Origin of the sequence: Gulosibacter sediminis (genome assembly GCF_023370115.1) — a bacterium.
In the GTDB taxonomy this organism is placed as follows: domain Bacteria; phylum Actinomycetota; class Actinomycetes; order Actinomycetales; family Microbacteriaceae; genus Gulosibacter; species Gulosibacter sediminis_A.
Window position 1 is genome coordinate 2,274,732 of record NZ_CP097160.1, and the last position, 22,350, is coordinate 2,297,081.

Consider the following 22,350-nt stretch of genomic DNA (forward strand, 5'->3'; position numbering starts at 1 on the left):
CAAGTGTGAGTTGTGCAAAAACGCAAGATCACGTCACGTGGTGCCCTGCGCCACTCACACGCCAGGCGACGTAGCGCCGCCGGCCTAGACCAAGAGAAGGGTAGTTCCGTGTCATCATCCTCGACCGGCACCCCCGCCACTGCCACCGCACCGAAAAAGAGCGCCCTTGGCGGTCGCCTTTATCGGGGCAACGAGGGCATGTGGTCGTGGGTGCTCCACCGCATCACCGGTGTCGCCATCTTCTTCTTCCTGCTGGTGCACGTGCTTGACAGCGCGCTCCTGCTGGTCAGCCCCGAGGTGTACAACACCGTGATCGGTGCGTACAAGAACCCGATCATGGGTCTCGGCGAGCTCGGTCTCGTGGGTGCGATCACGTACCACGCCTTCAACGGCCTGCGCATCATCCTCATCGACTTCCTCCCCGGCGGCACCCGCATCCAGCGCGGGATGTTCTGGGGAGTCATCGTTATCTGGTTCGTCGTCATGATCCCGTTCGCGATCATGCACCTGTCGCACGTGTTCGGTCACTAAGGGGGACGCACCATGACTATTGAAACTGTCGAATACCCGCGCACCCCGCTCGCCGAGCGCAAGAAGAGCTCCGGCAACTGGGAACGCACCGGCTGGGTCTTCATGCGCGTCTCGGGCGTGCTGCTCATCGTCCTCGTCTTCGTGCACCTCTACTCGAACCTCATCGCGGGCGACGGCGTGCACCAGATCGACTACCAGTTCGTCGTCGCCGAGAAGTTCCAGTTCTCGTTCTGGCTCATCTGGGACGGCCTCATGCTCGTGCTCGCGATGATCCACGGCACCAACGGTCTTCGCACCATCGTGAACGACTACGTCTACAAGCCGGGCCCGCGCAAGGCGCTCATCACCACGCTGTGGATCGCCTGCGCTGTCGAGATCATCCTCGGCGTCATCGTGCTCATCGCCTTCGGCGTGAACCCCTGCATCCACGGCGCCGGGTCGGTTTCGGTCTGCGCCGCCTAGTGCGCCGCTGAACACCCGCTCGCGAACGCGTAGAACGAAGGAACTTTTCGAACATCATGGCTGCTGAACAGCTGAAGGACACCACCAAGGTTGTGGACGGCGTCACCGTCCACTTCCACCGCAACGAGATCGTGATCGTCGGCGCCGGCGGCGCGGGCATGCGCGCCGCCATCGAGGCGGCCGAGCAGGCCGGCACCGGTGCGGTCATCGACGTCGTCACCAAGCTCTACCCGACCCGCTCGCACACCGGCGCGGCGCAGGGTGGCATGGCCGCCGCCCTCGCGAACGTCGAGGACGACAACTGGGAGTGGCACACCTACGACACCGTCAAGGGTGGCGACTACCTGGTTGACCAGGACTCGGCCGAGATCCTCGCGAAGGAGGCCATCGAGGCCGTGCTCGACCTCGAGAACATGGGTCTCCCCTTCAACCGCACGCCCGAGGGCAAGATCGACCAGCGTCGTTTCGGTGGGCACACGCGCGAGCACGGCAAGGCGCCCGTTCGCCGCGCCTGCTACGCCGCCGACCGCACCGGCCACATGATCCTCCAGACGCTGTACCAGAACTGCGTCAAGCACAACATCCGCTTCTTCAACGAGTACTACGCGCTCGACGTGTCGTTCGTTGAGGTCGACGGCGTGAAGCGCCCGGCCGCGGTCATCGCGTACGAGCTCAAGACCGGCCACCTGCACGTGTTCCAGGGCAAGTCGTTCATCTTCGCGACCGGTGGCTTCGGCAAGGTCTTCAAGACCACCTCGAACGCCCACACCCTCACGGGTGACGGCGTCGGCATCATCTGGCGCAACGGCCTGCCGCTCGAAGACATGGAGTTCTTCCAGTTCCACCCGACCGGCCTCGCCGGCCTCGGCATCCTCCTTACCGAGGGTGCGCGTGGTGAGGGTGCGATCCTGCGTAACGACTCGGGTGAGCGCTTCATGGAGCGCTACGCGCCGACCATTAAGGACCTGGCGCCGCGTGACATCGTGGCCCGTTCGATGGTGCAGGAAGTGCTCGACGGCCGTGGCGCCGGCCCGAACAAGGACTACGTCTACCTCGACTGCACCCACCTCGGTGCCGAGGTGCTCGAGACGAAGCTCCCCGACATCACCGAGTTCGCGCGCACCTACCTCGGTGTCGACCCGGTGACCGAGCCTGTGCCCGTCTACCCCACCGCGCACTACGCCATGGGTGGCATCCCGACGAACAACGACTCCGAGGTGCTCGCGAACGACAACGAGGACGTCGTGCCCGGCCTCTACGCCGCCGGTGAGTGCGCGTGCGTCTCGGTGCACGGCTCGAACCGCCTCGGCACCAACTCGCTCCTCGACATCAACGTCTTCGGTAAGCGCGCCGGCCGCTCGGCCGTGAAGTACGCGAAGACCGCCGACTTCGTCGAGCTCCCCGCTGACCCCGATGCCTTCGTCCGCGGCCTCGTCGCCGACCTCCGCGCGACCGACGCCGAGCAGCACACCGAGTCGGTCGCCGAGATCCGCAAGGAGCTGCAGGAGACCATGGACACCAACGTCCAGGTGTTCCGCACCGAAGAGACCCTCGAGGAGGCGACCAAGGTCGTCCACCAGCTGCGCGAGCGCTACCGCAACGTGCACGTGCACGACAAGGGCCACCGCTTCAACACCGAGCTGCTCGAGGCCATCGAGCTCGGCTTCCTCCTCGACCTCGCCGAGGTCGTCACCTACACGGCGCGCAACCGCAAGGAATCGCGCGGTGGCCACATGCGTGACGACTACCCGAAGCGCGACGACGAGAACTGGATGCACCACACCATGGCGTACCTCACGGGTGACCGTACCTCGGCTGACCCGGCCGACCACATCACCCTGGGGCAGAAGCCGGTGCGCATGACGCACTACGTGCCGCAGGAACGCAAGTACTAGGAATTTGAAGGGAGATCATCGCAATGACTGAATCGCAGGTTGACACCGCCGCGCCCCAGGTCGAAGAGCCGGAGAAGCCCTTCAAGGTCGAGATCGTCGTGCGTCGCTACAGCTCGGAGACCGACCATGAGCCGTACTGGCAGTCGTTCACCGTCGACATGTACTCGACCAACCGCATCCTCGATGCCCTGCACCAGATCAAGTGGGAGCAGGACTCGACCCTCGCGTTCCGCCGCTCGTGCGCGCACGGCGTGTGTGGCTCCGACGCGATGCGCATCAACGGCCGCAACCGCCTCGCGTGCAAGACGCTGATCAAGGACCTCGACATCACCAAGCCGGTGTACGTCGAGGCCATCAAGGGTCTGCCGCTCGAGCGCGACCTCATCGTCGACATGGACCCCTTCTTCGAGGCGTTCAAGGAGGTGCAGCCCTTCCTGCAGGCTTCGGACAAGCCCGAGAAGGAGCGCATCCAGTCGATCGAGGACCGCGCCGTGTTCGATGACACGACCAAGTGCATCCTCTGCGCCGCGTGCACGACCTCGTGCCCGGTGTTCTGGACCGACGGCCAGTATTTCGGCCCCGCCGCGATCGTGAACGCGCACCGCTTCATCTTCGACTCGCGTGACGAGGCCGCGTCGACCCGTCTCGACATCCTCAACGACCAGGAAGGCGTGTGGCGCTGCCGCACCACCTTCAACTGCACCGACGCATGCCCCCGCGGCATCGAGGTCACCAAGGCCATCGCCGAGGTCAAGCAGGCCGTGCTGCGCGGTCGTCCGTAGCCTGAGGCTGGTAGCCGGGGCGCGCATCCGATTCGTCGGATGCGCGCCCCGGCTCGTTTCCGGCGCTCGCTGCGTGTGCGTCGGCCCCGTGCGCGTCCGCCCCGTGCGCGTCGGCCCCCACCACCGATGCGCCGGGCAGGTCGTGCGCGGATGCGGTACGACAGGCCCACACCGGATGCGGCGGGACGGGCGGGGGCGCGCACCACGCGTCGCGCGCGTCAGAGCCAGAAGAGGTCGACGGTGTCCCAGCCGAGTTTGAGGGCGAGGATCGAGATGGCGACGACGAAGATCTTGCGCACGAATGACGAACCGCGTCGCACGGCCATGCGCGCGCCGATGACGGCGCCGAGCACGTTCGCGACGCCCATGCAGAGGCCGAGCACCCAGACGACCTCGCCGTGGAGGCCGTAGAGCACAATCGCGGCGATGTTCGTCACGACGTTCGCGATCTTCGCGTTCACGCTCGCCTCGAGGAAGCCAAACCCGAGCACCGCGACCATGAGGATCACGAAAAACGAGCCGGTGCCGGGGCCGAGCAAGCCGTCGTAGAAGCCGACCGAGAGGCCGATCAAACCCGAGCGCCAGCCCATCGAGTGGCCCTCGTGGCGCGGCTCGTGGCTGAGTCCGAGGTGCGGCTTGAACAGGATGTACGCACCGATGCCCACCACCGCGACGAGCACGATCGGCGTGAGCACCTCACGTGGCAGAAAGCGCGAGAACCACGCTCCCCCGGTGGAGCCGGCGTAGGCGCCGAGCGCGAGCGGCACGATCACCACCAGCTGCGTGCGCAGTTTGCGCAGGTACACGAGGCTCGCGCTCAGCGTGCCCATGAACGACGCGAGCTTATTCGTGCCGAGCACATAGGGGCTCGGCAGGGTCTGCGGCAGACCGATGACGAGCGCGGGCAGCTGAATCAGCCCGCCACCGCCGACGACCGCGTCAATCCAGCCCGCGCCGAACGCGGCGACGATGAGCAGCACGAGGGTCGTCCACGCAACGGGCAACCACGGGGCGAGCTCAGCAGACACCAGGCCACCCTACGCCGCCGCCCGCACGCCCAGCAGCAACGAGAAACTCCCCGACCCGACGGGGCGGAACACGCGACCAAGCGCATCCTGCCCCGCCAGCCCGGGGAGCCTCTGCAGAATCCCGAACTAGCCCTGCTCGGCGACGTAGGCGTCGAACAGCTGGCGCGCCTCGTCGCCCGAGGCGGCGGCGAGCACACGTTGCGCGACCTCGTTCGCCTGCTCGCGCGTGAACTTGCGCAGCTCGACGCGCACGCCCGCGAGCGCGGGCGGCGCCATCGACAGGCTCTTCACGCCGAGGCCGACGAGCACGACGGCGAGGCGCGGGTCGGCCGCGGCCTCACCGCACACGCCGACGGGTTTGCCGGTCGCCTGGCCGGCGCGGCCGGTCTCGGCGACGAGGCGCAGCACGGCGGGGTGCCACGGATCTTGGAAGTTCGCGACGGTGCCGAGCACGCGGTCGGCGGCGAGCGTGTACTGGGTGAGGTCGTTCGTGCCGATCGACACGAAGTCACTCGTGCGCAGCACCTGCTCGGCGAGCAGCGCGGCCGACGGCACCTCGATCATCGAGCCGACAACCTCGAGGCCGTACTCGCGGCCCACGGCCGTGAAGTACTCGCTGTCGGCGGCATCGGCGACCATCGGGGCCATCACCCAGAGCTCGACGCCCGAGCGGTCGCGGGCCTCGGCGAGCGCCGCGAGCTGGTCGCGCAGCAGGCTCTCGCGTTCGCGCAGGATGCGGATGCCGCGCATGCCGAGCGCCGGGTTGGCCTCGGCCGAGTCGTTAAGGAACGACAGCGGCTTGTCGGCGCCGGCGTCGAGCACGCGCGCGACGACCTTCTTGCCCGCGAAGGGGCGCATGAGCGAGGTGTACACCTCGACCTGCTCGTCCTTCGTCGGCGGCGCGCTGCGGTCGAGGAACAGAAACTCGGTGCGGAACAGGCCGACGCCCTCGGCGCCGAGGTCAACCGCCGGCTGCGAGTCGGCGGGCTTGCCGACGTTGGCGAGCAGCTGCACGGGCTCGCCGTCGCCGAGCGCGCCCGGCTCGATCGGCGCATCCGCGATCTTCGCCTGCTCCTCCTGCTTCGCGCGGGCCTCGTCGAGCTGGTGCTTCGTCGGCCCGACGATGACCTGGCCGGTCGCGGCGTCGACCACGACGAGCGCGCCATCGGGAATGTCATCGGCCCCCGCGGCCGCCACGACGGCCGGCAGGCCCTTCTCGGCCGCGATGATGCCGGTGTGTGCCTTGGGCGAGCCGTCGCGGGTCACAAAGGCGAGCACCTTGTCGAGGTCGAGCTTGCCGGTGTCGGCCGGGGCGAGGTCGACAGCGACGAGGATGAAGGGCTCGTCACGCTGCGGAACTTCGGGCGCGGGCACGCCCGCGAGCTGGGCACGGATGCGTTGCGACACGTCGCCGAGGTCGGTCGCGCGCTCGGCCATGTAGCCGCCCATCGCCTTGAGGGTGTCGGCGAACTGCTGGAAGGACTCATAGACCGCACGCTCCGCGGTCTTGCCGGCCTCGATGGCGCCGGTGACGAGGCCCTCGATGGCAGGGTCGGCGGCCATCATCGACTGCGCCTCGAGCACCTCCTTGAGCGAGCCCTCGGCTTCGCTCGCACGCGCGGCGATCTGGCTCTGCGTCAACTTGATTGCGGCCTTCGCGCGCTCCTGCTCGGCGGCAACATCGCCACGGAACGCGACGTCCTCGGGAATGGGCAGTGGGTCGGGCATGCGCACGGCATTGCCGATCGCAATTCGAGTCCCGACTCCGAAACCGTGAAGCTCCATCGTGCAAACCTTTCGGCTCGGTTCGTGCGCTCCGGGCAGAGCGCATTAGGTCAGCGTAGTGGCGCGCCGCGTAAGGTGTCTGTGTGACCTCAGCAAAGTCGACGAAGTCTACCAACGGTGCTGCGTCCGCCACCTCGCGCTCGCGGCAGCACAGCAGCGCGGACACTGAGCTCTCCCTCGCGCGCGTCACGATCATCCCCCCGTACCCGACGCTGCCCGAAAAGGCGACGTTCGCCGACCGGATGAAGGCGCTCGTGACTTGGGTGCAGGCGACCCGACCGATGCGCGTCGTCAAGCACTGGTCGGAGCGCCGCGGCGGCACCCTCGCGAGTGGCATGGCCTACTCGGCCCTGTTCTCGGTGTTCGCCGCCCTGCTCGTGTTCTTCTCGGTGCTCGGCCTCGTCGTCGGCAGCAACAAGGAGCTGATGAACTCGCTCATCACCTCCCTCTCGGACATGGTGCCAGGCCTCATCGACACCGGCGGCGGCAGCGGCGTCGTCAAGGCCGAAGACCTGCTCTCGCTCGATGCGGGCAGCTCGTTCACGATCGCCGGTATCATCGCGCTCGCCTCGACGCTCTGGACCGCGATGAACTTCCTCAACGGCTCGCGCCTCGCGATCCGCGCGATGTTCGACTTGCCGGCCGCGCCCGAGCGCAGCATGGCCGTAACGCGGCTCACCGACCTCGGCCTCATGGTCGCCGGTGCGCTCATGCTCATCCTCGCCGCCGGTGTCGTCGCCGCCGGTAGTGGTCTCGCGAACTGGCTGATCCGCGACGTGTTTGGCCTCAATCTCGGCGTCGCCGGCGGAGTCATGATCCAGCTCGCCGGTATGGCGGTCACGCTCGCGGTCTACACCACCGTCGTCGCGGCCATGCTGCGGGTGCTCGCGCAGATCCGCATCCCCGGCAAGACGCTCTGGTCGGGCTCGCTCATCGGCGGCGTCGCGATCGGCATCCTTACCTACCTCGGCAGCGCGCTGCTCGGCGGCGCGACCTCGAACCCGCTCATCGCCACCTTCGCGACGATTCTCGGTGTGCTCATCTTCTTCAACTTCCTCTGCATGGTGCTGCTCATCACCGCCTCGTGGGTGAAGGTGACGATGGACGACCTCGGGCAGGCGCCGCGCGTGCTCTCGCTCGAGGAGGCCGAGCGCCTCACCCACCAGGCCGAGCTCGAGGCCCGCCGCGACCGCCTCGCGACGACGCGGCTGCGCATCGAGAATGAGATGGAGCAGCTGCCGCGCTGGCGCCGCCGCAAGGTGCGCCGCGAGTACGAGGCCGTGATCGGCGAGCAGGTGGCCACCGAAAACGAGATCCGCACGCTGCGCATGGGCTACGACCCGCTCGAGGCGAAGGCCGAGCGCGAGGGCATCGACGAAGACGACATCACCCTGCGCCGATAGGATTGCCGGCATGTCGCTTCGCATCGCAACGGTCAACGTGAACGGAATCCGCGCCGCCGCCCGTAAGGGCTTGGCCGACTGGGTCACCGAACGCACGCCCGACATCATCACCATGCAGGAGGTGCGCGCCACGATCGAGCAGGCCCAGCCGCTCATTCCCGCCGAGTGGCACGTCACCCTCGACGAGAGCAACCAGAAGGGTCGCGCCGGCGTCGCCGTGCTCACCCGCAACGCTCCCGTCGAGGTGCGCCGCACGCTCGGCGACGACACGGTCGACTCGGCCGGCCGCTGGCTCGAGGTCGATGTGCAGCACGGCGAGCACGTCGTCACCGTCGTGAGCTGCTACACACACTCCGGCGAGGTCGACACCCCGAAGCAGGAGGCGAAGTGGGGCTTCCTCGACGCCCAGGCCGAGCGGATGCGCGAGCTGGCCGCCGAGCGCGACTTCGTCGTCGTCACGGGCGACTTCAACATCGGCCACACTGAGCTCGACATTAAGAATTGGAAGGGCAACGTGAAGCGCGCCGGATTCCTCCCCCGCGAGCGCGGGTACCTGTCGCGGATGTTCGGCGAGACCGACGCCGAGGTCACGGGCGTCGACGGCTCAGTCGGCGCGGGCATCGGCTACGTCGACGTCGGCCGCGTCTTCGCGGGTGAGGTGCCCGGCCCGTACACGTGGTGGTCGAACCGCGGCCAGGCCTTCGATAACGACTCGGGCTGGCGCATCGACTACCAGGCCGCGACGCCGAAACTGGCGGCGACGGTCGAGAATTACGCGGTGGACCGTGCGGCCGCCTACGATCAGAGGTGGTCGGATCACGCACCCGTCGTCGTCGACTACGCCATCTAGCGCACTCGCGTTCGCGCAACTGGCACGCTCCGCGCGAGGTGCCGATCGCCAGATGTGCTCGAAAGGACCAAGAACTTCATGACTCCGTCTGCCCCTCCGCAGCCCGTGCTCTACTCCGGCATGCAGCCGTCCGCCGATTCACTTCACCTGGGGAATTACGTCGGCGCCCTCACGAACTGGGTGAAGCTGCAGAACGAGTACGACGCGATCTTCTGCGTGGTGAACCAGCACGCGATCACCTCGGGCATCGACCCGGAGCAGCTACGCACCCGCACGCTCTCGACCGCGGCGCAGTACATCGCCGCCGGTATCGATCCCGAGAAGTCGATCCTCTACGTGCAGTCCGACGTGCCCGAGCACGCGCAGCTCGCGTGGATCCTCGGCTGCATGACTGGCTTCGGCGAGGCGAGCCGCATGACGCAGTTCAAGGACAAGTCGCAGCGCTACGGCAGCGACAAGACCACGGTCGGCCTGTTCACCTACCCCGTGCTCATGGCCGCCGACATCCTGCTCTACCAGACGCAGCAGGTGCCGGTCGGTGTCGACCAGAAGCAACACATCGAGCTCACCCGCAACCTCGCCGAGCGCTTCAACTCGCGCTTCGGCGAGACGTTCACGATGCCCGAAGGCTTCATCCCGAAGGCGAACGCGAAGGTCTACGACCTGCAGGACCCGACGGCGAAGATGTCGAAGTCGGCGCCGAGCGAGGCCGGTCTGCTGTCGATCCTCGACGACGCGAAGGTGACGACAAAGAAAGTCATGCGCGCGGTCACCGACGCCGACGGCGAGATTCGCTACGACCCCGAGACGAAGCCGGGGGTCTCGAACCTGCTCACGATCTTCGCGGTGCTTTCGGGCCGCGAGCTCGACGATGTCGCGAACGAGTACGCGGGCCGCGGCTACGGTGATCTGAAGAAGGGCCTCGCCGAGGTCGTCGACGCGACGTTCACGCCCATCCGCACCCGCACCGCCGAGCTGCTCGACGACCGGGGCGAGCTCACGCGCCTCCTGCGCTCTGGCTCCGACCGCGCACGCGAGCGCGCCGCGGCGACGCTCGACCTCGTACACGAGCGCATCGGTTTCCCGACGCGAGCCGGCCTCTAGGCCGCGCCGAACGACGAAGGACAACTTGCCCATGGCATCCCAATCCGATGGCCCGCGTCACGCCTTGCCCGAGGCGACGACCGCGCGGGGCGACGTGCTCGTGGTGATTCCCACCTATAACGAGCGCGAGAACATCGCCGAGATCGCCGAGCGCGTGCTTGGCGCCTCGCCCCGCATCGACCTGCTCATCGTCGACGACGGTTCGCCCGACGGCACCGGCGAGATCGCCGACCAGATGGCGGCGAGCGACGCTCGCGTGCACGTGCTGCATCGCACCGGCAAGCAGGGCCTCGCGACGGCCTACCTGCAGGGCTTCGACTGGGGTCAGGCGCGCGGCTACGAGTACCTCTTCGAGTTCGACGCCGACGGCTCGCACCCGGCGGCGAAGCTGCCCGAGCTCATCGACAAGCTGGATGCTGGAGCCGAGCTCGCGATCGGCTCGCGCTGGGTACCGGGCGGCGCCACCGAGAACTGGCCGCTCTCTCGCCAGCTGCTGTCGCGGGGCGCAGCGCTCTACTGCAAGATCTGGCTCAAGTCGCGCATCAACGACATCACCGCCGGTTTCCGCGGCTATCGCGCGTCGACGCTGAAGACCTTCGACCTGAGCAACATCGGCGCCGCCGGCTACTGCTTCCAGATCGAGATGGCCTGGATGTACGAGCGCAAGGGCCTGCCCGTCGTCGAGGTGCCGATCACCTTCGTCGAACGCATTCACGGCGCTTCGAAGATGTCGAGCAACATCATCCTCGAGGCGATCTGGCGGGTCGCGGCCTGGGGCATCGGGTACCGCGCACGTGGCGCCGAGCAGCTGGTGACCCGCAGGTGAGCGACGAGGTTCGCTTCGAGGTCGAGACGCACCTCCCGACCGAGCACGGCACGTTCCGCGTTCGGGCCTATCACGACGTCGAAACGGGCGATGACCATCTCGCGCTCATCGGCGACGTGCCGGGCGACCACGTGCCGCTCGTGCGCCTGCACTCCGAGTGCCTCACGGGCGAAGCTTTCGGCTCGCTGAAGTGCGAGTGCGGCCCGCAGCTGCGCACGGCGATGGATGTGGTGGCTGAGCACGGCGGCGTCGTGCTCTACCTGCGGGGCCAGGAGGGCCGCGGCATCGGTCTCGTCAACAAGCTCCGTGCCTATCACCTGCAGGAGGAGGGCCTCGACACCGTCGACGCGAACCTCGCGCTCGGCCTGCCCGCCGACGCCCGCGACTACTCGGCCGCCGCCGCGATTCTGCGCGACCTCGGCATCACGCAGGTGCGGCTGCTCACGAACAATCCGCTCAAGCAGGCCGCGCTCACCGAGCACGGCATCGAGGTCGCCGAGCGCGTGCCGCTCGAGGTCGGTCGCAACGCCGTCAACGACGGCTACCTCCGTACGAAGGCCGAGCGGATGGGCCACCTCCTCCACCTCGACGTGCCCACCGAGGACGAGCAAGACGCCTAATCACCCCCGAGCCAGCGCCGGTGGCCAACAGCTCGACAACTCGTAGAATAGAGCCATGGAAATTCTCAAGGACATCCTGCTCGTGTTCCACATCGTGGGCGTTGCGGGGCTCTTCGGCGGGTGGTTCCTGCAGATCAAGGCCATCGGCAAGGGCGAGGCGACGATCCCCGCGGGCATGGTGCACTCGGGGTGGCTCGCGCTGCTCACCGGTCTCATCATGTTCGGCCTCAACGAGGCGCTCTACGACGTGACCATGGACATCCGCATCAAGCTCACGGTGAAGTTGCTCTTCCTCGTCGCGATCATGGTGCTGCTCATGGTCAACCGCAAGAAGAACCCGGTGCCCTCGGGCGTCATGTGGGCCGCCGGCACGCTCACCTTCGCGAACATCGCCATCGCGGTGCTCTGGCACTAAGCCCCACCCGTGAGCACCTCTCGATCCCCCTTCGCGCGCGGCACCGACTCTTCGGCGCCGCGCGCAACGCTGCGGCAGCTGTGGCCGTACCTCTTCGCCGACAAGCGCATGCTCGCGCTCATCATCGTCATTTCGCTCGTCGGCGCCGTCTTTTCGCTCGCGCAGCCGCTGCTCATGGGCCTGCTCATTCAACAGGTCGAGCAGGGCGCGATGCAGTGGTGGATCGCGTGGCTGCTCGTGGCGGTGGTGATTCTCGCCGCGCTGCTCTCGGGCATGCAGCACTTCCTGCTGCAACGTACCGGCGAGACGATCGTGCTCAACGCGCGCCGCAACCTTATTCGCAAGATCCTGCGCCTGCCGATCTCGGAGTTCGACGCCCGCCGCACCGGTGACCTCGTCTCACGTGTCGGCAGCGACACGACGCTGCTGCGAGCCGTGCTCACGCAGGGCCTCATCGAGGCGATCGGCGGCGTGCTCACCTTCGTCGGCGCGATTGTCGCGATGCTCATCCTCGACTGGGTGCTGTTCCTCATTACGTTCGCCTGCGTCGCGGTCTCGGCCGTCGTCGTCGTGGCGCTCGGCGGGCGCGTGATGCGCGCATCCGCCGCCGCCCAGGCCAAGGTCGGCGAGCTTAGCTCCTCGACCGAGCGGGCCATCTCGGCGATGCGCACGCTGCGCGCCGCAAACGCCACCGCGCGCGAGGAGCGCAAGGTGATCGAGGATGCGGAGGGCGCCTACCGCCGCGGGCTCGACATCGCCGCGATCTCGGCCGTCATGGTGCCGGTGTCGTTCCTCGCCCTGCAGCTCTCGCTCGTGCTCGTGCTCGGCGTCGGCGGCGCCCGCGTCGCCTCGGGCAGCCTCACGGTCGCCTCGCTCATCTCGTTCATCATGTTCTTGTTCCTCATGATCGCGCCGCTCACGCAGTTCTTCGGCGCCATCTCGGCCGTCGCCTCGGCGCTCGGAGCACTCGGCCGCATCGAGGAGATCGTGAACCTGCCCGACGAGGAGGCCAGCGACCGCACGTTCGGCGCCGTGGTGACGCTGCGCGGGCCCGCGAACGTCGAGGCCGAGCCCGCCGCGCCCGCGATCGAGTTCGCGAACGTGTCGTTCCGCTACCCGGAGCTTGTTGTGCGGGCCGCGCAGGCGCGAGCCGACGCATCCGCCCGCTTCGACGGCTTCGTCACCGCCCGCGGCCGTGCGGCGCAGAAGGACGCCGACAAGCTGCTCCAGATCGACGAGTCGACACAGGTCGAATCCCCGCTCGTGCTCGACGAGGTGTCGTTCACGGTGCCGCGCGGCCACAAGGTCGCGCTCGTCGGCCCCTCGGGTGCCGGCAAGTCGACCTCGCTCGCGCTGATCGAGCGCTTCTACGACCCCACCGCGGGCGTCATCTCGCTCGGCGGCGTCGACCTCCGCGCGATCGAGCGCTCGCAGCTGCGCGGCCAGCTCGGTTACGTGCAACAGAATTCGCCGACTCTCGCCGGCACGATCCGCGACAACCTGTTGCTCGGTAACCCCGGCGCGAGCGATGACGAGTGCGTCGCCGTGCTGCGCCAGGTGAACCTCGGCGACGTCGTCGACCGCTCCCCCGCGGGCCTGGATGCGCAGGTCGGCGAGTCAGGCGTGCGCCTGTCGGGCGGCGAGCAGCAGCGCCTCGCGATCGCGCGCACGCTGCTTTCTGCCCCGCCGGTGCTGCTGCTCGACGAGTCAACCTCGGCCCTCGACGGCGAGAACGAGGCGCTCATGCGCGGCGCGCTCGACACCGTCTCGGAGGGCCGCTCGATGCTCATGATCGCGCACCGGCTCTCGACGGTCGCCGACGCCGACGAAATTCTCGTGCTCGACGGCGGCCGCATCATCGGCCGCGGCACGCACGAGCAACTGCTCGAGACGACGCCGCTCTACCGCCGGCTCGCCGAATACCAGTTGCTCGCGTAGCGGCTACGCGACGCCGACGTACTCGATCTCGGCGCCGGCCTCTTCGAGTTCGTCGAGGGCGGCTGCCGAGGACTCGGGGGCGACGCCCGCGCAGAGGTCGCTCAGCACCCGCACCTTGAATCCGAGGCTCAGCGCGGCGAGCGCCGAGGCGCGCACGCAGTGGTCGGTCGCGATGCCGACGACGTCGAGCTCGTGCACCTCGGCGTCGCGGAGTACCTCGAGCAGCAGGCGATGCTGCTCGTCGACGCCCTGGAACGCCGAGTAGTCGGGCTTGCCCTGGCCCTTGCGCACCTCGGCGGTGAGCGCCGAGGTGTCGAGGTCGGGGTGGAACTCGGCACCCTCGGTGCCGGCGACGCAGTGCACCGGCCACGAGTCGACGAAGTCGGGGGTCGCGGCGAAGTGCCCGCCGTTGTCGCCGTCGGCGTTGTGCCAGTCGCGCGAGGCGACGACGCACGCGTAGTCGTCACCGAAGCGCCGCAGGTGCTCCGAGATGTCTCGGGCCACCTGGCCGCCGCCGCTGCAGGCGAGCGCACCACCCTCGGTGAAATCGTTCTGCACATCGACGATGAGAAGTCCGCGCGTCATATGCCCAGGGTATCGAGCCGCGGCTGGCGAGTCACCGCTTTTCGGGCGCGCGTTACCGGTTCGTGAGCTCGACGCCGCAGTCGTAGATCGCCGTCGCGGCGGCATCGAGGGCATTGCGGTTCGCGAGGCTCGTCGTCGTCGCGTCGCTGTCGGGATCGGGCACCGCGGCGAGAATCGCGAAGGTGAGCTGCGTGCCGTCGGGCAGCACCATGAAGCCCGCGAGCGCGTACACCTGATCGGTGTACCCCGTCTTCGCCTGCACCGCGCCGTCGGGCACCCCGTCGAGCCGCGTCTCGAGCGTGCCCGACTGCATGTTCTGCGGCAGGTAATCGCGGAGCACGCCGAGGTCGTGCTCGCCCGCGTCGATGAGCTCGAGCAGGCCGACGATTGTCGCGGCGCTGCCGCGGTTGTCGCGCGAGAGGCCCGAGCCGTCCGCGCCGACGAAGCCGGCCGTCGACACGTCGAGCGCGTCGAGCGCGAGCTGCTGCCCCGCATCCACCGCGTCGAAGTCACTACCCGCGCCGAGCTCGATCGCCACAAGGCGCGCGAGCACCTCGGCAATCACGTTGTCGCTGTCGAGCAGCATCGTCTCGACGAGCTGCTCGATCGTCGGCGACCAGACCTCGGCGATCGGCTCGCTGTCAGGCTCGATGGTGATCGAGTCGTCGACGTCGGCGCCGAGCGCGTTGGCGAAGGCGTCGGCCGCGTCCTCCGACGGCGTCAGCGTGCGAGGCGAGTACTCGGTCGTCGGGTCGGCGCGGCCCGCGTCGATCATGAGCGCCGAGATCGCCGAGGTCGAGCCGTCAATGCGGTCGGCGTCGTTCCAACTCGACTGCCAGGTGTCGCCCGTGAACAGCGAGTCGTCGTAACCGACGGTGGTGGCGCCGCCAGCCTCGGTCACCGCGTCAGCGAGTTCGGAGATCGACGCCGTGGCCGAGGCGTAGTAGCTCGTGGTCTGCGACCTCAGCGTCGGGTCGCCGCCACCGACGATGACGACGCTGCCCGCCTCGGTGCCGGGGTAGACGGTGGTGGGCAGGCGGGTGTCGGCGCCGAGCGTCGTCAGCGCAGTGACGGCGGTGACGAGCTTCATGACGGATGCGGTCGGGGTCGCCTCGTTCTCCTGCCGCGCGAAGAGCACCTCGCCGGTGTCGGCGCGCTCGACGATGCCGTGGAAGTCGAGGGCGTCGGCCGAGGTGACGTCGTCGGCGATCGAGCAGGTGCGCGGCGTCGACGAGTCGGTCGTCACGGTCGGATGCGGCACGACCACCTCGGTCGGCGTCGGCGTGGGGGCGGCCGCCTCGGGCAGCAGGCCCGCGCGCGCGACGCCGGCGCCGAGCGCAAGCCCGGCGACGAGGGCAATTGCGAGCAGCGCCACCAGCCACGGCGCCCGCCGTCGCCCGGGCGCATCCGTCTGCTGCGTGCTCACGCCGCTCCTTTCGACCGCCCTAGCCTACTTGGGCATGGCAACGGCCGGGCAGCGTCTGCTGCCCGGCCGTTGCTGCCCGCCCTTAGGCGGGGGTGTTGATCTTGCCGACGAGCTTTTCGCCGCGCGCGACGCGCTTCTCGTCGTCGCTGCCGGGGATCACGTTGCCGCGGAGCGATCGACCCGCGGTCTCGTTGAACGTGAGCACCGAGATGAGGCCGATGAGGCCCGCGACGGCGAGGTAGAAGCCGGGCACGAGCGGGCTGCCCGTGACCTCGACGAGCCAGGTGTTCGCGGCACCGGCAGTGCCACCGAACAGGGCGGTCGAGATGTTGTAGCCAATCGCGAAGCCCGAGTAGCGCACCGCGGTCGGGAACAGCGCCGGCAGGGTCGAGGAGATCGTCGAGATCACCATGACGAGGCAGATGCCGAGGATGCCGAGGCCGAGCAGGTGCGACCACACGGCCTCGATCTGCAGCAGCATGACCGCGGGCACCGAAAGCACGATGAACCCGAGGCTCGCCGTAATCAGCAGCGGCTTACGCCCTATTCGGTCGCTCAGCGCGCCGAATGGCACGATCACCGCCATCATGACCACCTGAATCGCAACGAGCGTCCAGTTCGACGCGACCGGGTCTTGCCCCAGCGTCGTCGCCATGTAACTCGGCATGTAGGTGAGCACGATGTAGAACGCGACGTTGATGAGGATCACGAAGCCGAAGAGCTTGAACACCTGCTTCGGGTAGTGCTTGAACAGGTTGCCGAGGGCCTTCAGCGCCGACTCGTTCTCATCGGTGTGCTTCGAATCCTGCTTGAACGTCTCCGACTCCTGCAGGCTCGACCGCAGCCAGAGCGCGACGACGCCGAGCGCGAGCGTGATGAAGAACGGCACGCGCCACCAGAAGTCGAGCATGCCTTCTTCGCCGACGACGGCGGTGAGGGTGGTGCAGAGGATCGCCGCGCAGCTCGCACCGAGCAGCGTGCCGAATTCGAGGAACGAGCCGTAAGCACCGCGGCGGTTGTCGGGCGCATGCTCCGACATGAACACGGCGGCGCCGGCGTATTCACCACCGGCCGAGAAGCCCTGCAGCATACGCAGCAGCACCAGGAGCACGGGGGCGAGGAAGCCGACCTGCTCGTAGGTGGGCAGGATGCCGATGGCCGCGGTCGCAAGCGAGATGAGGATGATCGTCAGCACGAGCACCTTCTGGCGGCCGACGCGGTCACCGAGCGGGCCAAGAATGATGCCGCCGAGCGGCCGCACCAGGAACGACACCGCGAAGGTGAGGAAGGCGAAAATCGTGGGCCACGCGCCCGAGTCGTCACCGAAGGTGAAGAAGTGGGCCGCAATGTACGTGACGAGGTAGCCGTAGATGCCGTAGTCAAACCACTCGATCGCGTTACCGAGGGCGGAACCGGCCACCGACTTGCGCGCCAGCTTCTTTTGGATTGGCGTGAGGTCGATCTCTTTGGTGATGGGTGGGAGTTCGTCGTACGGGGGTGGGGTCGCAGTCATCGGATTTCCTCTCTGCGCATGGCCGCGAATACTGCGGCCAAGGTGCGCGCCTCGTGCGCGCTCGGGTGTCGGTGGGGCGATCCTTTCTTGCTCGAAGGCGGGTCGATCAGTTGGGGGTCTGCGCCGGGTTCCGGCCCGCGAGGGCGGCACGCACGGCCATCAGTGCGTAGGCACGGGCTGCGAGATGCAGATCGGAGACGAACACGTGTTCGTCGGGTTGGTGCGCCTGCGTCGTGAGGTCTCCAGGGCCAAACACGAGGCAGTCCACGCCGTGATGACGGTGCAGGAATCCGCCCTCGCACGCTGCGGTCCACACGCCCACCGAGCCGTCGCCTCCGGCGTCGCGCACCGCGTGCACCGCGGCGTTCACGAGTTCAGATTCCGGCTCCGTTTCGAACCCAGGCATCACCATCTCGACCTCGCCGCTCACGCGGATGCGGTCGGTGCCGACACGAGCTCGGTCACGGATCCTGCAGCGGGCGTCCGCAAGCAGGTTGTTGAGGATAGCATCCGGCTGCTCGTCGGGCAGAATGCGGCGGTCGATCGTGAGCGTGCAGCGGTCGGCGACGATCGACGTGCCGTGGCCACCCTCGATGGTGCCGACCGACCAGGTGCCGCTGCCGAGCACGGGGTGCGGTTGGCGGCGCAGCGCCGCGTCGTCGGCCTCGACCGCGGCGATCACCTCGGTGACTGCGATGATCGCGTTCGCGCCCTCGTCGGGCTTGCCGGCGTGCGCGCTCGCGCCCTCGAGGCTGACGCGGACGTTCATCGCGCCGCGGCAGGCGGTGATCGTCACGAGGTTCGTTGGCTCGGCGACGATGCAGGCGCGGTAGCTGCCGACGGGTTCGTGCTCGATGTAGTGGAGCACGCCCTTCGCCCCGAGCTCCTCATCGACGGTCACGACGAGCGTCATCGGCAGGTGCGGCAGCTCGGCGTTGACCGCCGCCATGGCCGAGACGACGGCCGCGAGACCGCCCTTCATGTCGGTCGTGCCGCGGCCGTAGAGCGCGTCGCCCTCGCGGAGGCACGCGTACGAGTCGCGGGTCCAGCCCTCCCCCGCCGGCACGACGTCGCTGTGGCCGAGAAAGAGAATGCCGTCGCCGAGGCGGTGGTCGCCCATCCGCGCGATGAGGTTCGGGCGGCCGGGCTCGACCGTCTGCAGCGTCACCTCGGCGCCGAGCGCACGCAGCGCGAAGGCGAGGCGGGTCGCCGTCGCTTCCTCGGTGCCGCCGGGGTTCTCGCCGCCGACGCGGACGAGCTCGGCCGTGAGCTCGGCGATCGCGTCGGGGTCGAGCCGGTCGATGACCGCCTGCTCCGCGTCGGAAATACTCATGCCGCACCGCCCGCGCTCGGCCGCAGCACGAGGTTGCGGGGCACGTCGGCGAAAATCTCGACGCCGTCGGCCGTGACGCGAATCGCCTCGGAGGTTTCAAAGCCGTAGCCCTGCATCCACATGCCAGCGATGACGTGGAAGGTCATGTTCTCGACGAGCACAGTCGGGTCGTTGCGGCGCAGGCTCACGGTGCGCTCGCCCCAGTCGGGCGGGTAGCCGATGCCGATCGAGTAGCCGAGGCGCGAGGCCTTCTCGTAGCCCGCGGCCGAGATCACCTTCGTGAATGCCTCGCTCACGTCGTGGGCCGTGACGCCCGGGCGCACCGCCGCGAGCGCGGCCTCAAGCCCGTCGGTCGTCGCGTCGGCGAGTCGACGCAGCTCGGCGCTCGGGGTGCCGAGGTAGGCGGTACGCGCGATCGGCGCGTGGTAGCGGCGGTGGGCGCCCGTCATTTCGAGGGCGACGCCGGTTTCGGCCGGGAGCGGGTCGTGGCTCCAGGTGAGGTGGGGTGTGTCGGCCGCCGCGCCCACCATCATGAGCGGCACGATCGCCGGGTAGTCGCCCGCCGCATCCTCGATGCCCTGCGCCTGCGCGGCCTGGATCGCCGCGGCGACCTCGTTCTGCGGCCGGCCCGGCACCAGCGCCTCGAGGCCCGCCGTCATCGCCGAGGTGGCGACCCGACCGGCGATGCGCATGAGCTCGATCTCGGCGGGCGACTTCACGAGCCGCACCCAGCCGACGAGGTCCTGACTGTCGTCGAGTTGCCAGCCGGGCAGGTGCGCCTGCAGCGAGAGGAAGGTGCGCACCGTGAAAAAGTGCGCCTCGCCCTCATACCCGACCCGGCGTGGCTCGGCACCGACGCGGTCGAGCAAGGCCTGCGCGATCCAGTCGCCAGGGTGGCGGTCGGGCTGGTGGATGAGCGACTCGGGGTAACCCAGAATCTGCTCGGGCGGGAAGGTGGTCGCGGTGCGGTGGGCGCCGTTCGCATCCATTTCGCGCATGATGAGCAGCGGCTCGCCGTCGAGCGGCAGGAACAGCACCTGGGGCATGTAGAACGACCACGCGTTGTAGCCCGTGAGGTAGTAGAGGTTCGCGGGGTCGGCGACGAGCAGGGCGTCAAAGCCGCCGGCACGCATCCGCTGCCGCACGCTGTCGCGTCGCGCGATGAACTCCGTTTCGCTGAACGGGGCGCCGATGCTCGGCCCAACGTGCTGCTGCGACATTCGTTTCCCTTCGACGGCACGGCGCTGGCTTGCGGCTTCGCGTCGTTACGACGGTGATGTGTTGGCAATACTGCCACGCTCGTCGACGAACGTCGTCATTGACCCCATGGATGCTGCGGGATTCACCTCAGCCGCCTCGATCAGCAGTTCCTCGAGGCGCGCGAGGGCGGCGGCGCGACCCGGCTCGGGGGTGGCCGTCGCGACGAAGCGCACACGACGCATCCCGAGGTCTTGCACCGTCGGCCGTGCGACGACCCGGTAGCGGGTGTCAACGGCCGACTCGACGATGAGGCCGACGCCGACGCCCGCGGCGACGAAGGCGTGCACGAGCGAGTAGTCCTCGCTCTGCAGGAGGGTGTTCGGCACGAAGCCAGCCGCGCCCGCGGCGGTGAGCAGCGCGCGTTCGGAGGCCTCGAGCACGCTGCGCGAGCGGATCCAGTCGGCCTCGGCGAGGTCGGCGAGGTCGATCACCTCCCGCTCGGCAAGCGGGTGGTCGGCGCCGAGCATGATGCGGAAGGGTTCACGCTCAAGAGTGCGCTGGCGCAGGGCGGCGTCGGTCACCGAGGTGTCGCCGTCGAGGTCGTAGAGCAGGGCGCAGTGCAGCGAGCCGTCGAGCAGTTGTTCCTGCAGCCCGAGCGGTTCGCCCTCGACCAGTTCCACCTGCACCGTGCGGCCCGTGCCGAGCTTCGCGAGCACCTGCGGCAGCAGTCGTGCGCCGGCCGACTCGAAGGTGCCCATGCGCAGCACGGGGCCGCCCGATTGGCCGAGCTCGGCGACGTCGCGCGCGGCGACGCGCAGGCGGGTGAGCACGGCGCGGGCGTGCTCGAGCATGAGCTCGCCCGCCGCCGTGAGCGTCGTGCCCGTGGCGCTCGAGACGACGAGCTCGGAGTCGAGGTGTCGCTCGAGGGCGCGCAGGTGGTGACTGATCGTCGGCTGGCCGTAATGGAGGTCGCGGGCCGCGGCGGCGAGCGAGCCGGTGCGGGCAATCGCGTCGAGCACGGCGAGCTGGCGGAGGTCGAACATACAAGCAGCCTAGGGCTGAGCAGCCGTAGCCACCATAGTCAGTATCGAGGGATCTCGACACTTCTGCGCTTGTGCCAAACCGACAGGTGGGGCAAAAATCTGCTTATGACTGCCTTGAACGACTCCCAGTACGCGGCCCCCTATTCCGAACAGCTGCAGGTCTTGGCGTCATTGCAGCTCGAACGCTACTTCGTGCCCGGCCACGGCGCCGACGCGGAGGGTTCGACGCATCTCACCCGCGTCTTCGGCGAGAAGGCCGTCGCCCTCGACTTCCCGATGATCCTCACCGAGTTTCCGCTCGCCGACCCGCAGATTCCCCTCGGCGACGCGCCCGACACGATGCAGCGCGCGCTTACGCTCGCGGCAGATGCGTGGGGCGCGAGCCGCGCATGGTTCCTCACCAACGGTGCCTCGGCCGGCAACCAGATCGCGATGCTCGCGCTCGGCACGCTCGGTGACAAGCTCATCGTGCAGCGCAGCTGCCACTCGTCGACGATCGACGGCATGATGCTCGCGAACGTCGAGCCGGTCTTCATGCGGGCGTCGATGGACCTCCGCCTCAGCCTCGCGCGCGGCGTCACGCCGCAGCAGGTCTCCGAGGCCCTCACCGAGCATCCGGATGCCGCGGCCGTCTTCGTCGTAAGCCCGAGCTACTCGGGCGCCGTCGCCGACATTGCCGCGATTGCGAAGGTCGCCCACGACGCGGGCAAGCCGCTCATCGTCGACGAGGCGTGGGGCTCGCACTTCGGCTTCCACTCCGAGCTGCCGACGAACGCGATTCGCCTCGGTGCCGACCTCGTCGTCTCGAGCACGCACAAACTCGCGGGAAGCCTCACGCAGTCGGCGATGCTGCTGCTCGGGCAGGGCCCGCACGCGGCCGCGCTGGGCGCCGCGGTCGACCGCGTCTCGAAGGTCGTCACCTCGACGAGCTCGAGCGCGCTGCTCATGGCGGCGCTCGATGAAACCCGTCGGTTCCTCGCTACCGAGGCGAGCACCGCGTTCAACCGCGGCCTCGAGTCGGCCGAGGAACTGCGCGTGCGCCTCGCCGAGCACGGCCGCTTCACCGAGGCGCGCGAGCAGCAGCTCGCGGCCGAGGACACGATCGCGATCGACCCGTTCAAGCTCGTCATTGACACCCGCTCGGGCAACATCGGTGGCTTCGAGACGTACCAGCACCTCGCCTACGAGCAGCGTGTGGTGCCCGAGCTCGCGACCGACGGGGCCGTGGTGTTCGTGCTTGGCGCCGCCCGCACCGCGAATGTTGACCGCTTCATGCGCGCGATCGACGCACTGCCCGAGATGCCGAGCAACGCGATTGCCGCCCGCGTCGTCGATCCGGGCCCCCGCGCAATGTCGCTGCGCGACGCGTTCTTCGCGCCGAGCGAGGTCGTGCTCGCGAAGGATGCGGTGGGTCGCGTCTCGAGCGACTCGCTCGCGGCCTACCCGCCCGGTGTCCCGAACCTCACGCCCGGTGAGACGATCACCGAGGAGATCGTCGACTACCTGCAAGCCGTCGCCGCCGCTCCGATGGGCTACGTGCGCGGCGCGGTCGATCCGGCCGCCGCGACCTTCCGCGTCGTCAAGTAGCGGCGTTCGAACGCCACGACAGGG

Annotated in this window: 20 protein-coding genes; 12 read left to right on the plus strand and 8 right to left on the minus strand. The window is 68.6% G+C overall.

What is annotated here, in order from left to right:
• Positions 1-108: 108 nt before the first annotated feature.
• The 4 genes from sdhC to M3M28_RS10450 are packed head-to-tail and all read left to right on the plus strand — an operon-like array spanning position 109 to position 3,670.
• Entirely contained in the window at positions 109-531 is a 423-nt protein-coding gene (sdhC, locus tag M3M28_RS10435; RefSeq protein WP_431193844.1) for a succinate dehydrogenase, cytochrome b556 subunit, read from the plus strand.
• A 12-nt stretch (positions 532-543) separates the two neighbouring features.
• A complete protein-coding gene (locus M3M28_RS10440; RefSeq protein ID WP_249386403.1) occupies positions 544-993 on the plus strand; it encodes a succinate dehydrogenase hydrophobic membrane anchor subunit in 450 nt (149 codons plus the stop codon).
• 56 nt (positions 994-1,049) lie between these two features.
• Positions 1,050-2,888, plus strand: coding sequence for a succinate dehydrogenase flavoprotein subunit (sdhA, locus tag M3M28_RS10445; protein WP_249386404.1), 1,839 nt, complete (start codon positions 1,050-1,052; stop codon positions 2,886-2,888).
• A gap of 23 nt (positions 2,889-2,911) precedes the next feature.
• A complete protein-coding gene (locus M3M28_RS10450; RefSeq protein WP_249386405.1) occupies positions 2,912-3,670 on the plus strand; it encodes a succinate dehydrogenase iron-sulfur subunit in 759 nt (252 codons plus the stop codon).
• A 218-nt stretch (positions 3,671-3,888) separates the two neighbouring features.
• Here the strand turns inward: M3M28_RS10450 and M3M28_RS10455 are convergent, their stop codons facing one another.
• Both M3M28_RS10455 and ptsP read right to left on the minus strand, forming a co-directional pair.
• Positions 3,889-4,698, minus strand: a complete 810-nt coding sequence (locus M3M28_RS10455) for a TSUP family transporter (protein ID WP_249386406.1) — start codon at positions 4,696-4,698, stop codon at positions 3,889-3,891.
• Positions 4,699-4,824: 126 nt separating this feature from the next.
• Positions 4,825-6,483, minus strand: a complete 1,659-nt coding sequence (gene ptsP / locus M3M28_RS10460; protein WP_249386407.1) for a phosphoenolpyruvate--protein phosphotransferase — start codon at positions 6,481-6,483, stop codon at positions 4,825-4,827.
• A gap of 83 nt (positions 6,484-6,566) precedes the next feature.
• On the opposite strand from ptsP, the gene M3M28_RS10465 reads away from it, so the two are divergent.
• From M3M28_RS10465 to M3M28_RS10495, 7 genes are all read left to right on the plus strand, one after another.
• Complete coding sequence (locus M3M28_RS10465; RefSeq protein WP_249386408.1) at positions 6,567-7,886, plus strand: YihY/virulence factor BrkB family protein; 1,320 nt, start codon at positions 6,567-6,569, stop codon at positions 7,884-7,886.
• A 10-nt stretch (positions 7,887-7,896) separates the two neighbouring features.
• Complete coding sequence (locus M3M28_RS10470; protein WP_249386409.1) at positions 7,897-8,736, plus strand: exodeoxyribonuclease III; 840 nt, start codon at positions 7,897-7,899, stop codon at positions 8,734-8,736.
• Positions 8,737-8,814: 78 nt separating this feature from the next.
• Positions 8,815-9,840, plus strand: coding sequence for a tryptophan--tRNA ligase (trpS, locus tag M3M28_RS10475; protein WP_249386410.1), 1,026 nt, complete (start codon positions 8,815-8,817; stop codon positions 9,838-9,840).
• A 31-nt stretch (positions 9,841-9,871) separates the two neighbouring features.
• On the plus strand, positions 9,872-10,666 hold the full coding sequence (locus M3M28_RS10480; RefSeq protein ID WP_249386411.1) for a polyprenol monophosphomannose synthase: 795 nt from the start codon (positions 9,872-9,874) through the stop codon (positions 10,664-10,666).
• Positions 10,663-11,286, plus strand: coding sequence for a GTP cyclohydrolase II (gene ribA, locus M3M28_RS10485; protein WP_431193845.1), 624 nt, complete (start codon positions 10,663-10,665; stop codon positions 11,284-11,286). The genes M3M28_RS10480 and ribA overlap by 4 nt, the downstream gene beginning before the upstream one ends.
• A gap of 55 nt (positions 11,287-11,341) precedes the next feature.
• Entirely contained in the window at positions 11,342-11,701 is a 360-nt protein-coding gene (locus tag M3M28_RS10490; RefSeq protein ID WP_249386412.1) for a hypothetical protein, read from the plus strand.
• A gap of 9 nt (positions 11,702-11,710) precedes the next feature.
• A complete protein-coding gene (locus M3M28_RS10495; RefSeq protein ID WP_249386413.1) occupies positions 11,711-13,639 on the plus strand; it encodes an ABC transporter ATP-binding protein in 1,929 nt (642 codons plus the stop codon).
• A gap of 3 nt (positions 13,640-13,642) precedes the next feature.
• Here the strand turns inward: M3M28_RS10495 and M3M28_RS10500 are convergent, their stop codons facing one another.
• From M3M28_RS10500 to M3M28_RS10525, 6 genes are all read right to left on the minus strand, one after another.
• On the minus strand, positions 13,643-14,224 hold the full coding sequence (locus tag M3M28_RS10500) for an isochorismatase family protein (protein ID WP_249386414.1): 582 nt from the start codon (positions 14,222-14,224) through the stop codon (positions 13,643-13,645).
• Between the two features lie 52 nt (positions 14,225-14,276).
• Positions 14,277-15,650 carry a D-alanyl-D-alanine carboxypeptidase gene (locus tag M3M28_RS10505; protein ID WP_249386415.1) on the minus strand — a complete coding sequence of 458 codons (1,374 nt, stop codon included), beginning with the start codon at positions 15,648-15,650 and terminating at the stop codon, positions 14,277-14,279.
• An 82-nt stretch (positions 15,651-15,732) separates the two neighbouring features.
• Entirely contained in the window at positions 15,733-17,163 is a 1,431-nt protein-coding gene (locus M3M28_RS10510; RefSeq protein ID WP_249386416.1) for an MFS transporter, read from the minus strand.
• 106 nt (positions 17,164-17,269) lie between these two features.
• Positions 17,270-18,496 carry a M20 family metallopeptidase gene (locus tag M3M28_RS10515; RefSeq protein WP_249386417.1) on the minus strand — a complete coding sequence of 409 codons (1,227 nt, stop codon included), beginning with the start codon at positions 18,494-18,496 and terminating at the stop codon, positions 17,270-17,272.
• Positions 18,493-19,716, minus strand: coding sequence for a M24 family metallopeptidase (locus tag M3M28_RS10520; RefSeq protein ID WP_249386418.1), 1,224 nt, complete (start codon positions 19,714-19,716; stop codon positions 18,493-18,495). Before M3M28_RS10520 ends, M3M28_RS10515 begins: the two co-directional genes overlap by 4 nt.
• A 45-nt stretch (positions 19,717-19,761) precedes the next feature.
• Positions 19,762-20,739, minus strand: coding sequence for a LysR family transcriptional regulator (locus M3M28_RS10525; RefSeq protein WP_249386419.1), 978 nt, complete (start codon positions 20,737-20,739; stop codon positions 19,762-19,764).
• A gap of 105 nt (positions 20,740-20,844) precedes the next feature.
• Here M3M28_RS10525 and M3M28_RS10530 point away from each other — a divergent pair, with 105 nt between their 5' ends.
• The gene (locus tag M3M28_RS10530) at positions 20,845-22,326 is read left to right on the plus strand and encodes an aminotransferase class I/II-fold pyridoxal phosphate-dependent enzyme (RefSeq protein WP_249386420.1); all 1,482 of its coding nucleotides are present in this window, start codon (positions 20,845-20,847) and stop codon (positions 22,324-22,326) included.
• Positions 22,327-22,350 lie beyond the last annotated feature (24 nt).